Below are 14911 nucleotides of genomic sequence, written 5' to 3'. Positions count from 1 at the left end.
GTCAGGACACCGACACGATCGGGAGGGAGGCGCCTGCCAGCAGGTCCACCGTGGAGCCGCAGTTGCGGCAGGTGAAGGGCCGCTTGCACAGGGAACCGCCGAAGCTGCCCTCCGGCCGGAGGTTCGTGCTGCCGCAGTAGGGACAGACCGGGTCAGCCGAGGACTCAGGCACGAAGCCTTGTTCCTGCAGCACCGAGCAGCCATGGGGAGTGATGTCGGAAGAGCCCCAGGACTCGTGGTCCCAAGTCAGGCGTGTCTCCAGAGCCGAGTCCACCGACTCGACCGCCTCACGCACCCGCCTCGCCATGAGTGCCCTCCCCGGGCACGCGACCCGGGTCGGCACCAACCGGACGTCCACGCAGGTGGCAGACACCTCGACGTCACGTAGCACGCCCAGATCTCGAAGGGTGATGGCGATTTCGGGGTCCTCCACGCGATTCAATGCTTGATGAATCAATTCGGTCTTCGTCATTCCGTCCTCCAACCCGCCGCGGGGCAGGGATGTCGTGATCACTCCACGACCTCGTAGTTCCAGTCTGGATGTGCGGTTCGGACGCCTCGGATGCCATCGAGAATCGCCGCCAGCGGGGCATGCTCCTCCATCTGCTTCCTCGGGGACCGGCTCGGCATCTCCGGAATCTCGACCCCTCCGGCAGCGATGGCTGCACGAACTCGTGTGACCCACTGGACGTGCAACTCGCCCAGGAGCGCGTCGTCGGTGAAGGACGACGTGGATAGAGCACCGAACAGGTCGCTCGCCGCGCCACATCCAGCAGCGAGCACCTTGACGAAGTCGTCCTTGGTGGCCGGGTCGTGACCGAGCACTCGTACCCACCGCTGCCAGTGGTGCGCGTGCAACCGCTGCTCTGCGGCGAGCACTGCCGCCACGTGTCGAAGGGACTCGACCTGCGACTCCAGACGGTCGAGCAGTGTCAGCGCGCCCTCGGCGACGAGGAGTCCCCGGACCACCGTGGCCGGCCAGTCCAGCAACCGGGTGGCACACAACGCGGACGGACCCCACTCGGCGGGTTCGCTGCGGTAGACCTTGTGATCCCGCCATTCGGAATCGTGGCCGAGAGCAGCCCAAAGGTTCGCCGCGTGGGCGAGGCCCTCTTGGCTCATCGAACCCACGGCCAGTGATTCCTCCAGGTCGACGTAGTCGGTGATCCAGCGGGCCAAGTCGTGTCCGTGAAGGAACAGATCTTCTGCCCAGGCCCCGACCAGCGGGGTCCATGCGGTTGCGCTGTTCACACCTACTCCTCTACTGGGGTTTGCATGCGATTGCGGCGGTTGCGCCCCGGATAGGCGGGCGTCCGGAACGGCATCCGCGTCGATGACATCAGTGTCACCGCGCGATCTGGCCCTCCGCTGGTGATCGCCGCGCGAGGAACGACCCACAACAGCGTCGCGCGCTCGCGGCGGGTGTAGACCTCCTTGGCGGCATGCCAGGCCAGCTCCGGGTCGCGCCCACGAACGCTGCCGAGGTGGGCGATCTCGCGAGTGGTACCGAACTGCCCGAAGACCTCGTAGGCGTCGCCGTCGATCGCTTGGGCACCAAGCATGATCAGACCGGGACGACGTCGGCGTTGAGTGCCGCATGCTTGTACGGGGCGTTCCGACTGAAGGATTCGCGTAGGAGCGCTTCCCAGTCGGCGGCACGAGGGCCACCCTCTTTGATCATGGCGTTGGTTTCCTCCCAGTCAGGGGTGGCGTAGACCCACTCCCCCAGGGACTCGTCGAAGTGGACGAGTTCGTGCGGCACATCGACCCCCAGCTGCTCGAAGACCGGGATGATCTTGTCCAGCCAACGCTGGCGCAGGCTGTCGTTGCTGTCGACCTTCAGGCCGAGCTTGTACATCGTGTTCTCGGCGACGGTGTCGGAGTCCGGGGGGCCGAAGTAGGCCAGCATGCGAGGCAGCCAAACCTCGAATGCGTCCTGCACGACCGCCCGCTGCTCGTCGGTGCCGGTGGTCAGGACCTCGTGAGTCAGGTCCAGGGCATGGTGGTAGTGGAAGGACTCTTCCTTCTCGATCTTGCGCAGTGCGCGCGCGTAGGGAAGATAGGTCCCCTGCTCAAGCGACTGAAACTGCACGATGGCCGCCGAATTCATCAGCAGGGCCGCCGGGCCGATCTCTTCCCACAAATCGAACCCATAGTGAAAGATCGAGAGCAGCTTGGTCTTGCCGGTCAGGAAGTCATCGACCACCTGCTCCCGACTGAGACCCAGATCCTCGGCGACACGGGCCATCACATGACCGTGACCGACCTCGTCCTGGACCTTGGCCACGAGCATCTGCTTGCGGTGGTAGGTGGGCACACGATCTATCCACTCGCTGAAGGGGAGCACGCCCACGATTTCCGCGAGCGTCTGAAAGGCCGCGATCCGGGCCGCATACCGTCGGTACTGATCGGTCATGTCGTCCCACAGTTCGTACCTGACCGCGAGTCTGTCGTCCTCCACGGCGTGGCTTGTAGTAGCCATCTGCTTCTCCTTCGAACTTGATTGATTGATCTATCAGAATCGTAGCGCGCGTAGCGATTGTCGTCAAGCGCGCCCCCTACATCCGGTCAGCGATAGCTGTACGGGTAGTTCAGCCACCACCTCTTGACTCGAACCCAGACGCCGTTGAGGCCCTCCGGTTGGACGAGCAGGACCACGACGAGCACCACGCCATAGAGACCGGACTGCAGCAGCAGCAAGTTGTCAGCCAACGCCGGCAGCGGGCCTTGCAACCATCCGGTCGCCAGTCGCAACAGCTCGGGCATCAGTGACAGAAGTACCGCCGACATGACCGTCCCCGGCAGCGAGGTCAGGCCACCGACGATTACGATAGCCAAGTACTGCACGGCGAGCTCAAAGGTGTAGTGGTCCGGCCCCGTGGTGCCGAGGTACGCCGTTGAGAGACCGCCGGCGATCGCCCCGTACGCTCCGCTCACGGCGAAGGCGTACAGCTTGAACCGGGCGAGGTTGACCCCCATGGCCTGTGCGGCCAAGTCGCGGTCACGCACAGCCCCCCACGCCCTACCAGTCCTGGAACGACGCAGGTTGGTGGCGATCAGCACCGCGCCGACGGCCGTGACCACGAGCACGACGTAGAACTCCCGTCGAGTGTTTACCGTCCAGCCGAACAGTTCGGTCTGGTCCAACCGGAGCCCGAAGTTCCCTCCCGTGAGTTCGAAACGGGTCACGGTGAACAGCAGCGCGAAGTGGAAGGCCATTGTGGCGATGGCGAGGTAGAGGCTCTCCAGCCGCAAGGACGGAAGGCCGACGACGAGGCTCAGCGCAACCGCGGACAGGACCGCCGCCCCCAGTCCGGCGAGCAGCGACAGGTCTGTTTGCACCGAGACAACACCGACCGCATACCCACCGACCGCGATGAACGCCGCGTGCGCGAGCGAAATGAGTCCCGTCTGCCCCGTCAGCAGCTGCAGGCCGACAGCGCCGACCACCACGATGAGTGCCTGGTTGGCGAGATGGACGAAGTATTCACCCGCCACGAAGGGGTAGGCCACGAGTAGGACGGCCAGGAGGACCGTCCAGAGACGACGTCCAGTCGTGGGCCAGAGTGCCCGCTCACCTTCGTACCTGATGTGGTAGTTGCCCGAACGTGCCATGACCAGTCACACCCTCTTGATCTCAGGAGTGCCGAACAACCCGTACGGCCGCACGACAAGCACCAGCAGCAGGGCAGCGAACGCGGCCAATTCGCGCGTCTCACCCCCGACGTAGAAGCTCGCAAGTTGCTCAGCCACGCCCAGCAGCAGGCCACCGAGGAGTGCACCTCGGACGCTGTCGAGTCCACCGATGACCGCAGCGGGCAGTGCCCTGATCGCCACGAACCCGAGGTTGTTGCTCACGAACACGGTGTGACCGGCCAGGACACCAGTCAACGCAGCTAGGCCACCGGCCATGAGCCACGACAGTCCGAAGACCGCGAAGGCGCTGATGCCCATCAACCGGGCAACGGCCTGGTCCGAAGCCATCGCTCGCATGGCGAGCCCGTACCGGCTGCGACGATAGAACGCGCCCACTGCGGCGAAGACCAGCACCGTCGCCCCGATGGCAAGCAGGTGCACGCTCCAGACGTTGACAGGACCAACGTCGACGTAGGTGTCCACAGGAGCCGGAAGGGCTCGTTCACGGACACCGAACACGAAGGCCACCGCCGAGCGGAGGATGAGGGACAAACCCAACGTGACGAGGACGACGGAGAAAACGTCCTCGTCCAGTAGTCGCCGAAGGACCCAACGTTGAAGCGCCCAAGCAACGAGCCCCGCACCGACCATCGCTGCGGGCACCGCCAAGAGGTAGGGCAGGTCGAGGTCCACCAGCGCCACCAGAGCGAAGTAGGCGCCCACCATCAGCAGTTCGCCGTGGGCAAAGTTGAGCACCTTCGTGGAGCGGTACACCAGAACGAACCCGAGCGCGACCATGGCGTAGATGCTGCCGTTGGACAGCCCGTCGGCGAGGACCTGCAGCAGCCGCATCTCAGGGCACCTCGGCGTAGAGGGACTCGATCAGATCGCAGTACCGCTGCTCGATGACCTTGCGGCGGACCTTCTGGGTCGCGGTCAGCTCGTCATCGTCCTCGTCGAGCTCCTTGGTGAGGATCGACACCTTCTTGACCTGCTCGACCCGGGCCAGCTGGTCAGACAGACGCCGGACCTCGCCCTGGATCATGGCGACCACCTCTGCCGTGGTGGCCAGGTCCTTGTAGGTGGTGTAGCCGATGCCCTCGTGCTCAGCCCACAACCCCGTGTTCTCGTAGTCCAGCTGCACGAGGCCGACAAGATACTTCCGGCGGTCCCCGATAACGACAGCTTCCTTGATGTAGGGACTGAGCTTGAGGTGGTTCTCGACCTCTTGGGGCGAGACGTTCTTTCCGCCGGCCGTGATGATGATGTCCTTCTTGCGATCAGTGATGCGCAGACAGTCGCCGTCCATCGTCCCGACATCGCCGGTGTGCAGCCAGCCGTCGACGACGGTCAGGGCCGTGGCTTCCGGGTTGCGGTGATACCCACAGAACACCGACTCGCCGCGCACGAGGATCTCGCCGTCGTCGGCCAGCTGCACGTCCACCGTCGGTGACAGGTGTCCGACGGTCCCGTACCGTCGCTGGTCACCGGAATGGATGGTTGCCAGCCCCGCGCACTCGGTTTGCCCGTACGCCTCGCGAACCGGCAGGCCGAGCGCGTCGAAGAAGCGGAGGATCTCCGGCGCCACCGGCGCCGCGCCGCACATCAGGAACCGGGCTCGCCGCAGTCCCAGCTGGTCCACGACGGCTCGCAGCACCAAGACCCTTGCCAGCCAGTGCCCCACACGCAGCGCCGTCGAAACGGGCTGGCCATGCTCGCGGCGACGCTGAACCTGTTCGGCCACCTGCATGCCCTTGCGGAACATGGTTCGGTTGACACGGCTGCTCTCGCTGATCGACACCTCGTGGGCAGCGTGCATCTTCTCCCAGATCCGCGGCACCCCGACGAACACGGTGGGGGCGATCTGGCGCAGATCCTGGTTGATGGTGTGCACGCCCTCGCCGAAGTGCACCGAGGACCCGACCAGCAAGGGGAGGAAGACCGACATGCAGCGTTCGAGGATGTGGCACAGGGGAAGGTAGGACACGACGGTGTCGTCCTCGCGGAACGGCGTGAGTCGCAGCCAGCCATCGGCCATCGCCAACACGTTGCGGTGAGAGATCATGGCACCCTTCGGCTGTCCAGTGGTGCCGGAGGTGTAGACGATGATGCCGACATCGTCAGTGGCGGTGCGGTCGAGCAACTCGTCGAACCCTTCGACGTCGTTGTCGGGGTGCTTGTGTCCCAAGGACTCGACCTCGTCGAAGGTGTAGATCCGTGGGTCGTCGTACCGCGCCAACCCCTTCTCCTCCACCACGATGATGGCCCGCAGGTCTGGCAGGTCACTGTCCAGCAGTTTGTCGAGCTGCTCTTGGTCGTAGGCGACGACGACCGAACAGCCCGCGTGCCGCACGACGTACTCGACCTGGGGCGCGGTGTTGGTTGGGTAGACACCAACCGACACCGCCCCGAGCGACTGGGCAGCGAGGTCGGCCAGCACCCACTCCACGCAGTTGTCGGCCAGGATCGCGATGTGGTCCCGGCCGGGGGAGACCCCCAGGCCGATCAGCCCGTAGGCCACGTCGCGCACCCGGGCGTGGTACTCCCGCCAGGTCGCCTCCCGCCAAACGCCCAACTCCTTCCACCGCAGGGCGACCCGGTCGCCCCGGGTCTGGGCGTTGCGGCGCAACAGCTTCGGAAACGTGTCGTGTTCACCGACGTCGACGTGGTCGATCGTCCGTTCGTTGCCCGACAGGAGGCTCGTCCCGTTCATCGGCGCAGCGCCCCGACCCAGCTGTCCTGACCGTCGATGGACAGGTCCAGTCCTTCCGACCCGCCCAGGTAGGCCTCGATCACCCGTGGGTCACCCTGCACCTGGTCGGCACTCCCGTCGGCGATCAGGGTGCCGAACTCCAGGACGGAGACCTGGTCGGCGAGGTCCATCACGAAATGCATGTCATGGTCGATCAGAATCATGGTCACTTTGAGCAGTCGCTTGATGTCCAGCACGAAGCGCGCCACGTCCTCCTTCTCCTCGGTGTTCATACCGGCGACTGGTTCGTCCAGCAGCAGCAGTCGTGGCTCCATCGCGAGCGCCCGACCGAGCTCCACGCGTTTCTGCATCCCGTAGGGCAGGTCGTGGGTGGCGGTGTCTCGCACATCCTCCATTTCGAGGAACTCGATCAGTTCCTCGACCCGCTCGCGGTGGACGTTCTCCTCCCGGCGGGTTCGACCCAACCACAACGCGTCGGAGAAGAGGTTGGATCGCATCAACCGGTGGCGCCCCATCATCATGTTCTGCAGGGTCGTCGCGCGTCCGAAGAGCTCGACGTTCTGGAAGACTCGTGCGACCCCGAGCTGGGCCACTTGGTCCGGACGCAGCCGCAGCAGCTCGTCGTCACCGAGGGTGACTGAAGACTCCGGTGTGGGCCGATAGAAGCCGGAGATGCAGTTGAAGAAGCTGGTCTTGCCTGCCCCGTTGGGACCGATCAGCGCGTGAACCGTGCCCGGTTGCACTGAAAGGCTCACCTCGTTCAAGGCGGTGACGCCACCCAGATGGAGGGTGAGGTCACGGGTGGTGAGGCCGATGGTCATGACAGCCACCTCTTTCTTCTGCGATAGGCCTTGACAGCGTCGTACCGTCGGCGTTGGTCGAGGTCGCTCATCCCGAGGTAGAACTCCTGGACGTCCTCGTTGGCCAGCAGTTCCTCACTGGTGCCGTCGATGACGACTCGACCGTTCTCGATCACGTAGCAGTACTCCGCGATCGCCAACGCCGAACTGGCGTTCTGTTCCACGACCAGGATCGTGGTGCCGAGGTCACGGTTGATGTGGCGCAGGGTCCGAAAAGCTTCGGCGACGTGGAGGGGCGCGAGCCCGAGGGAGGGCTCGTCCAGCAGCAGCAGCTTGGGTCGAGCCATGAGGGCCCTCCCGAGGACCAGCATCTGCTGCTCGCCTCCCGAGAGAAGACCGGCGGGCTGGTTGCGCTTCTCGCGCAGTCGCGGGAACTCGTTGAGGAACAGATGGCACTCCTCGCGGACCTCGGATTGGTCGTCGCGACGGAACCCGCCGATCCGCAGGTTCTCCTCCACTGACAGGTCCTCAAAGACCCGACGACCCTGGGGAACGAGCGACAGGCCCAGGTCAACGATCTGTTCTGGCGGGAGACCCCCGATGGGCTCTCCGGCGAACTCAATCGTCCCGCCTTCGATCTCACCGTCCTCGTAGCGCAGCAGGCCAGTGAGAGCCCTCAGGGTCGTGGTCTTGCCGGCCCCGTTGCTCCCGAGCAACGCGACCACCGCTCCCTCGGCCACGTCGAAGGACAGGCCGCGCAGGACGAGGACGACGTCGTTGTAGGTGACCTTGAGGTTGTTCACGCCCAACAGACTCATCGTGGCACCACCTCTTCTGGTTGGGAGGTGGGGGATACCGCGCCCTCGTCAGCGTTGAGTGGCCGGCCCAGATAGGCGTCAATAACCGCGGGGCTCGACGCGACGGCGGCTGGCTCACCGTCAGCGATGATCTTTCCGTAGTCCAGCACCACGATCCGGTCGGCCAGGTCCATCACCATCTGCATGTCGTGTTCGATCCACAGGACCGGGAGACCGAGGTCGTGTCTGATCCGGAGCAGGAACCGGGCAAAGTCCTCCTTCTCCTGCCGGGTGAGCCCCGAGGAAGGTTCGTCCAGCAAGAGGACCTCGGGGTCCCCACACAGTGCCCGTGCGACGCCGACCAGCTTCTGCAGCCCGAAGGGCAGGTCCTCCACCATCGTGTCCCGGTGGTGGCTGATCTCGAAGAAGTCCATCACCTGCTCAACACGAGTGAGCGCTTCGACCTCGTGCCGCATGTAGCGGCCCCAACGGAACCCGGCCCACCCGACGGCTCCCCACAACTGGCGGGTCCGTCCAACCATGAGGTTCTCGGTCACCGTGAGGCCACCGAACAGCTCACCATGCTGGAACGCTCGGCCGATCCCCATGGCGGCGATCTCGTCCGGCGCCGCGCCGATCGTCGAACGCCCGTTGGCGCGGATGTCGCCGGAGGCAGGTGTGTAGATACCGCAGACGCTGTTCAGCAACGCCGTCTTGCCGGCGCCGTTGGGGCCGATGAGTGCCAGCAGTTCGTCCTCGCTGAGGGAGAAGTCCGCGTTGCTGACCGCCTCGATCGCGCCGAACCGGATGGTCACCTGGTCGATCTCGAGCATGGGCCGAGTCATCCCCACCACCTCCGCTTTCGACGGTACTGTCGGACGTCCCTGTACGAGCGACGCGCGGCTTCGGCATCGTTCGTGCCCAGGTAAAACTCCTTGATGTCACCGTGCTCCAGAAGCTGTTCCGGGGTGCCGTCGAAGACGATCCGCCCGTCCTCGATCACGTAGCCGTAGTCGGCGACATCGAGCGCGGCCAGCGCGTTTTGTTCAACCAGGAGGACCGAGATGCCCCGGGCCCGCTGGACCCGCCGGAGGTCCTGGAGCAGCGAGGTGACGATCAGCGGTGCAAGGCCCAGCGACAGCTCATCCACCAGCAGCAAACTCGGCCCGGTGGACAACGCCATCGCCATTGCCAACATCTGCTTCTCGCCGCCGGACAGGTACCCGGCGAGGTTCTGCTCCACCGCTCTCAAGCGGGGGAATGCGTCGAAGGCATCCTCCACTCCGTCGGCGACCCTGGCGGACGCCTTGAGGTTGTCCAGCACCGTGAGGGTGTCGAACACCTTGTCGCGTTCGGGTACCAAAGCGATGCCCCCGCGTGCAACCTGGTGGGGTGCCATCCCGGTGATGTCATCGCCGTCCAGCAAGATGTGCCCGTCGGTGATGTCGGCATTGTCGGAGGACAGGAAGCCTGACACGGCCTTGAGGGTGGTGGTCTTGCCGGCACCGTTGGTCCCGAGGACCGCGGTGATGCCGCCAGCAGCTACCTCCACCGACACTCCGGTTATCGCCGTGGCGAGCTTGTTGTAGACAACCTCGACCTGCTCCAACTTGAGGATCGGAGTCTTGGTTTGCGGTGATTGCTCGATGGCGGTCATCGTTGGCTCCTCTGCACGTCGATGAATCCGTAGGGCCACCGCTCGAAGTAGGCTCGGACCCGTCGCCACGTGCCGCTGAGACCACGCGGTTCGAACAGCAGGAACGCCACGGTTGCCACTGCGAAGACACCGAGCTCAATGCTGCGCAGGTGCCTGCCAAGAGTCGGTTGCAGGCCGAAGCGGAGCACGAGTTCCCCAACGATGAACGGGGTCGCGGTGACGAACGTCGCGCCGAGCACGGCGCCGTGGACGGTGCCCAGGCCCCCGATGATGATCATCGCGAGATATTCCACGCTGACGACGAGGTCGAAGTCCTCCACGCTGACGCTACGGAAGTAGTAGGCGCTGATAGCTCCGGCGATCGCCCCGATGGCGCCACTGGTGACGAAGGCGAGGACTTTGGCCTTTCGGACCGGGACACCGAGGGCTTCGGCGGCGACCTCACCTTCCCGGAGAGCGACCCAGGACCGGCCCAGGACCGATCGTCTGGTGTTGGACGTCCATGCCACCACGACGATCGTGGACATGATCAGGAACGGGTACCAAGCTGCGGCATTGTTGAGCACGATCGGGCCCAGGGTCGGGGCAGGGACCGTGAGGTCGGCTCCAGTCCCGCGCGAGTCCTGTAGGTAGGTCTGGTAGCGGAGGGCAACGGTGAGCACGACCGACTGGACGGCGAGGGTAGTGATCCCCAGGTACAGGCCCCGTAGCCGAAGGGCTGGCAGGCCTGCGACCAATCCGAGGGCCGCGCCCCCGAGGGCGGCCACTGGTAGCGCCAGCGTGAACGGGAGCGAGAAGTGGAGATGGAGGCCGGCGGCGAGGAAGGACCCTGTCGCCAGGAAGGCGGCGTGGCCCAGGCTCAGCTGCCCGGCGATGCCGGTCACGACCTGCAACCCGAGGGCCCCGACGGACGCGATGAGCACGAAGTTCGCCACGTTGATGAAGAAGGAGGAGGCCACGAAGGGCAGCACGACCAGCGCCAACGCCAGGAGTGTCCAGCCGAGGACCCGGTGGATGGACCATGGGTGAAGACGGAGCAGGTCGCGGTGCCCGTTGATCAGGTACGGGGTGCCGTGGCGCACCCGGCGAATCACGTTGTCAGACACGGTCCAGCTCCTCCACGGTGCCGAGGAGTCCCCATGGGCGGACCATCAACACGGCGAGCATGACCACAAACGGAACCGCTTGTCCCAACTGCTGGTCAACGAACTGAATGACAAGCACCTCCATCACGGCGATGAGCAGAGCGGCCGGGGCGATCCCGGACAAGCTGTCCAGGCCCCCGACCAACGACACGGAGAATCCCTTGAGCGTCGCCCCGATCAGCAGTGGCGAGACTGGGGTCTGCATACCCGCGAGCAGGGCCGCGGCCACCGCGAGGCTGGTCGCAATCGCCCAGGACAGTGCCCCGACGCGGTCGATGTCGATCCCTCGTCGGGACGCGAGGGCCGGGTTCTCCGCGACCGCCCGCATGTGGACCCCGAACCGGGAGCGGGAGTACAACACGCCCACCAAGCCGAGGATCAGTGCACCCACGCCGATGGCCAAGAGGTCGAACAGGCGGACCCGGGAGCCGAACAGCTCCAGGGCGGTCTGATTGCCGGGTAGCGGGATGAAGCTGTTGGCCCCGGACCACACGTACTGGGTCAGCGCCTGGATCAGGAAGAGCAGCGCCAGGGTCATCATGATGATCGAGATACGGCTCTGGCCAGCCAAGGGGCGGATCAGTGCCCAGTACACGACCCCGCCCACCGCAGCCCCACCCAGGAGCAGAAGCACGATGGCAACAGGAAACATCCACGGGTTCTCCGATCGCTCCGAAACACTTGGGAGCAGCTCCACGGCAAGATAGCCAGAAAGGAGCACGAACCCCGGGTGCGCCAGGTTCAGCACCCGGGACGTGCGGTAGACCACCACGAAGCCGGCGGCCATGACCGCATAGGTCGCCGCCAGGCTGACGATGTCAATGAGAAGTGTCACGCGTTCCGCCCTGCTTCGAGATGGTCGTTGCCCCGTGCCTAATCGGTGGCGAGGGGGCTCAGCAAGTCGGTGGCAGCGTCAAAATCCACCCAGTTGTCGATCGCCCGCTCCAGCTCACCGGTATCGGGATTGAGCCGGTAGCCGGTCCAGTACCGCGGCCCCACGTGATCGGTCTCGCTGTACTGCAGTGGGCCGCCGGTCAACCCGCGGGTGTCGAGGTCGAGGGCCTCAATGGCGTCGCGCAGGCCGGCCGGGTCACAGTCGGCGCCGCACCGCTCCAAGGAGTCCGCGATGATCATGCCCATCAACCAGCCGTTCACCGTGGCGGAGTTGGGATCGATCTCTGTGCCGAACTCCTCAGCGGCCGAGCGGATCTCCTGGATCTCGGGAACGTCGGTCTCGTCGATGGAGGTGATGTTGGAGAGCGCCCAGATGTTGTCAGGCCCGACCTGTTCCACCACCGTGTCAATGTCGGTCTCGGGTGTGGCGGTCATGGAGAACGCGATCGGCCCGGCGTAACCGGAGTTGCGGGCTGCCACGGCCACACCGATGGCGTGGGAGGCGATGGAGATGTCGAAGAACGCGTCGGGGTTCTCGTCCACCAAGGGCTGGACGAAGCTGGAGAAGTCCGAGGTCTGCAGCGGGGCGTTGATGACCGAGCCCGCCGTCCAGTTGCTGCCCTCCTCCAGGGCCTCCAGCCAGCGCTCGCACACCGCGAAGGCGGCTGGACCCTCGTGGATGTAGCACGACACGGTCCCTCCATCAGGGAACTCGTCGCCGAACACCAGCGGCCACAACTCGACACGCGCGTCTGACATCGCCTCGAACACGTTGCCCACCGTGAACAGCAGGGGGTCGGGTTCGGAGGGGAACATGTCCGGACGGGCCGAGTGGCCGGTCAGGAACGGCACACCCGCCTGACGGACGACCTCGAATACCGAGGGCATCCGTCCCTCGATGGTTCCGCCCGCCAGCATCAGCACGCCGCTGTCGACCAACTCGGTGGAGAGGGTGACTGCCAGCTCCTGGTCGATCTGCATGTCACGCATCTCCAGCTCGATGGGGCGGCCGTTCACCCCCCCGGCCTGGTTGAGCCGTTCCACGAACAGCCGTGCGCCCTCGAACTCCGGGAAGTAGGTTCCGCGCGTCACCGACGAGGCATCGGTGAGCCATCCGATCCGGTACGGCTCCCCCGATGCCGGAGAGGATGCCCCGTCTTCGGTGTCGCCGGTGTCGCCGGTGTCGCCGGTGTCGTCCGTCGCGAACTCAGTGGCAGGACTGTCCTCAGCGACCTCAGCTTCCTCGGCACCGCTGCAGGCGCTGATCAGCAGTGCCATCACTAGCACGAGGAGAAGGCGGATGGGGGGTGTGGTGCGCATTTCGTATGGCTCCTGTTGTATTGGGGGGTCTAGCTGAACCGTGCGAGTTCCGCGGCCTCTTCCGCGTACATGTCCTCTACGAGGTCCGCGAACATTTTCTGGAACTGCCCACGGCGGACCTTGCGGGTCGGCGTGGTGTCCCCCTCCTCGGGATCGAGCTCCTTGGGGATGATCCGGAAGCGCTTGACCTGCTCGACGCGGGCCAGTTCCTCGTTGCCCTTCGCGATCTGTCCCTCGATGAGATGCAAGACCTCGGGAAGGCGCGTCAGGCTGCCGAAGCTGGTGTACAGGTGTCCATTGGACCGGGCCCAGTCCTCCACGGTCTCCCGGTCGATCTCGACCAACGCCGTTGGGAACTTTCGCCCATCAGCGATCAAGACGAGCTCGGAGATGTACGGGCTGGCCTTCATCACGTTCTCGATGAGACTCGGCGTGATGTTCTTGCCGCCCGCGGTGATCATGATGTCCTTCTTGCGGTCACGGAGGACCAAGTGACCCTCGTCGTTGATCTCGCCGACATCCCCGCTGGCGAACCACTCCCCCTCGAAGACCTCCTCCGTCTTCTCCGGCTGGTTGAGATAGCCCAGGAACACCCCCGGGCCGCGGTAGAGCAGCTCGTGGTCTTCAGCCACCTGCACGGCGATATCGGGAACGGGGGTTCCGACGCTGCCTGGCTCCGGGAACTGTCCGGTCTGGAAGGCGATGAACCCGACCTCCGTCATGCCCAGGGCGTTGAGAAGGTTGACCCCCCATAGCTGCCAGGTGCGCTGAACTTCAGGGGGGATGTGCGTCCCGCCTGTGATACCGAACCGCACCTTGGCCAACCCGAACTTCCGCAGCATGGGGCGGAAGACCAGGAGTCGTGCGAAGAGGTAGCCAAACCTGGTCAGGGCGGAAGGCGAACGGCGGTGGCGCTTGGCCACGCGCATGGCGAGCTGGTAGGCACGCTGCTTGAGCCCGCCCGCCCGCTCGACTCTGGTGATCGCCCCCGCCGCGAACTTCTGCCACACGCGGGGGACCGCGTGGAACATGTTCGGCTGGACCTCGTACAGGGTCGTGGAGAGGTTCTCGAGCCCCTCGCCAGTGTGGACGACGATGCGCGAGAGGATCGGGGAGTACAGGGCGATGATCCGCTCGAACGCGTGGGCGAGGGAGAGGTGGGCGACTATGCGTACCTCGTCCTCGCGGTGCAGCTCGGGAAACACGGTACACAGCTGCAGGGCGCCGCCGACCAGCACGTTGCGGTGGCTGATCATCGCGGCCTTGGACGGCCCGGTCGTGCCCGAGGTGAAGATGAGCATCGCAGGGTCGTCGACCGAGACCGTCTTGGCGGCCTCGTGCACCTCCGCGACCTCCTGCGGCGTGGCTGCGTTTCCTTCGTCGAGCAGGTCATCGAACGCCTCAATCCGGGCGTCGTCATATCCGAAGAGCGCCCGGGTGTCGTCAACGACGACATGGTTGACGCTGGGACAGTCCTCGGCGACCTCGAAGAACCGGTCCACGTATTCTTGGTTCTCCGCGACCAGTGTGGTGGCCCCCGCGGTGCGGATCTGATGCCGAACCTCTTCGGGGGAGCACGTCGTGTAGATCCCGAACGCCACACCGCCGGCAAGGATGACTCCGGCGTCAGCAACCATGAACCGATATGTCGGGTCACCCATCACCGCCACGTGCTGGCCCGGACGGAACCCCCGCCGGCGCAAGGCCCAGGCGAAGGCCGTGGCGTCCTGGAGGTACTGCGACCATGTGAAGGCGCGGTACACGCCCTGGTCCTTCTCCCGCACGACCACGTCGTCGGGTGTGCGCGAGGCACGCTCGCGAAGGGCCTCGCCGATCGTCAGCCACGCGAGATCAACGTGGTCTGCTGCGCCTGTGGTCGTGGTGGTGTTCTTGGGCGGCGTGGTCGCCTGCCGCGCCGGATTCTCGGTGTGAGCAACATCGGTCACGTC

The 14911-nt window shown here is 65.3% G+C and carries 15 protein-coding genes; all 15 read right to left on the bottom strand.

Annotation, left to right across the window (positions count from 1 at the left end; all coding sequences use genetic code 11):
- Window position 1: 1 nt before the first annotated feature.
- The 15 genes from DVS28_RS10070 to DVS28_RS10000 all read right to left on the bottom strand — a co-directional run bounded on the left by DVS28_RS10070 (window position 2) and on the right by DVS28_RS10000 (window position 14908).
- Window positions 2-514: an iron-sulfur cluster assembly protein gene (locus DVS28_RS10070; protein ID WP_216826531.1), complete on the bottom strand. Its 513-nt coding sequence runs from the start codon at window positions 512-514 to the stop codon at window positions 2-4.
- Entirely contained in the window at window positions 511-1251 is a 741-nt protein-coding gene (locus DVS28_RS10065; protein ID WP_164710346.1) for a Phenylacetic acid catabolic protein, read from the bottom strand. Before DVS28_RS10065 ends, DVS28_RS10070 begins: the two co-directional genes overlap by 4 nt.
- Window positions 1252-1253: 2 nt before the next feature.
- The gene (gene paaB / locus DVS28_RS10060) at window positions 1254-1562 is read right to left on the bottom strand and encodes a 1,2-phenylacetyl-CoA epoxidase subunit B (protein ID WP_114594108.1); all 309 of its coding nucleotides are present in this window, start codon (window positions 1560-1562) and stop codon (window positions 1254-1256) included.
- 2 nt (window positions 1563-1564) lie between these two features.
- Complete coding sequence (locus DVS28_RS10055) at window positions 1565-2461, bottom strand: Phenylacetic acid catabolic protein (protein ID WP_164710344.1); 897 nt, start codon at window positions 2459-2461, stop codon at window positions 1565-1567.
- A 107-nt stretch (window positions 2462-2568) separates the two neighbouring features.
- Window positions 2569-3513 carry a branched-chain amino acid ABC transporter permease gene (locus DVS28_RS10050; protein ID WP_164710342.1) on the bottom strand — a complete coding sequence of 315 codons (945 nt, stop codon included), beginning with the start codon at window positions 3511-3513 and terminating at the stop codon, window positions 2569-2571.
- 108 nt (window positions 3514-3621) lie between these two features.
- Entirely contained in the window at window positions 3622-4488 is an 867-nt protein-coding gene (locus tag DVS28_RS10045; RefSeq protein ID WP_114591327.1) for a branched-chain amino acid ABC transporter permease, read from the bottom strand.
- Between the two features lies 1 nt (window position 4489).
- Window positions 4490-6349 carry an AMP-dependent synthetase/ligase gene (locus tag DVS28_RS10040; protein WP_114591326.1) on the bottom strand — a complete coding sequence of 620 codons (1860 nt, stop codon included), beginning with the start codon at window positions 6347-6349 and terminating at the stop codon, window positions 4490-4492.
- On the bottom strand, window positions 6346-7170 hold the full coding sequence (locus DVS28_RS10035) for an ABC transporter ATP-binding protein (RefSeq protein WP_114591325.1): 825 nt from the start codon (window positions 7168-7170) through the stop codon (window positions 6346-6348). The genes DVS28_RS10040 and DVS28_RS10035 overlap by 4 nt, the downstream gene beginning before the upstream one ends.
- On the bottom strand, window positions 7167-7961 hold the full coding sequence (locus tag DVS28_RS10030; protein WP_114594107.1) for an ATP-binding cassette domain-containing protein: 795 nt from the start codon (window positions 7959-7961) through the stop codon (window positions 7167-7169). Before DVS28_RS10030 ends, DVS28_RS10035 begins: the two co-directional genes overlap by 4 nt.
- Window positions 7962-7963: 2 nt before the next feature.
- On the bottom strand, window positions 7964-8779 hold the full coding sequence (locus DVS28_RS10025; RefSeq protein WP_216826529.1) for an ABC transporter ATP-binding protein: 816 nt from the start codon (window positions 8777-8779) through the stop codon (window positions 7964-7966).
- 8 nt (window positions 8780-8787) lie between these two features.
- Window positions 8788-9603: an ABC transporter ATP-binding protein gene (locus DVS28_RS10020; RefSeq protein WP_114591323.1), complete on the bottom strand. Its 816-nt coding sequence runs from the start codon at window positions 9601-9603 to the stop codon at window positions 8788-8790.
- Window positions 9600-10709: a branched-chain amino acid ABC transporter permease gene (locus DVS28_RS10015; protein ID WP_114591322.1), complete on the bottom strand. Its 1110-nt coding sequence runs from the start codon at window positions 10707-10709 to the stop codon at window positions 9600-9602. Before DVS28_RS10015 ends, DVS28_RS10020 begins: the two co-directional genes overlap by 4 nt.
- A complete protein-coding gene (locus tag DVS28_RS10010) occupies window positions 10702-11583 on the bottom strand; it encodes a branched-chain amino acid ABC transporter permease (RefSeq protein ID WP_114591321.1) in 882 nt (293 codons plus the stop codon). Before DVS28_RS10010 ends, DVS28_RS10015 begins: the two co-directional genes overlap by 8 nt.
- A 38-nt stretch (window positions 11584-11621) precedes the next feature.
- Window positions 11622-12962 carry an ABC transporter substrate-binding protein gene (locus DVS28_RS10005; RefSeq protein ID WP_114591320.1) on the bottom strand — a complete coding sequence of 447 codons (1341 nt, stop codon included), beginning with the start codon at window positions 12960-12962 and terminating at the stop codon, window positions 11622-11624.
- A gap of 29 nt (window positions 12963-12991) precedes the next feature.
- Window positions 12992-14908 (bottom strand): AMP-dependent synthetase/ligase, encoded by a 1917-nt coding sequence (locus tag DVS28_RS10000; RefSeq protein WP_164710338.1) that lies wholly within the window; start codon window positions 14906-14908, stop codon window positions 12992-12994.
- Window positions 14909-14911: the final 3 nt, after the last annotated feature.

The organism is Euzebya pacifica (assembly GCF_003344865.1).
GTDB classification, from domain to species: Bacteria; Actinomycetota; Nitriliruptoria; order Euzebyales; family Euzebyaceae; genus Euzebya; species Euzebya pacifica.
Note: the sequence above shows the minus strand (reverse complement) of the source record. Positions and strands in the feature narration are given on the sequence as shown.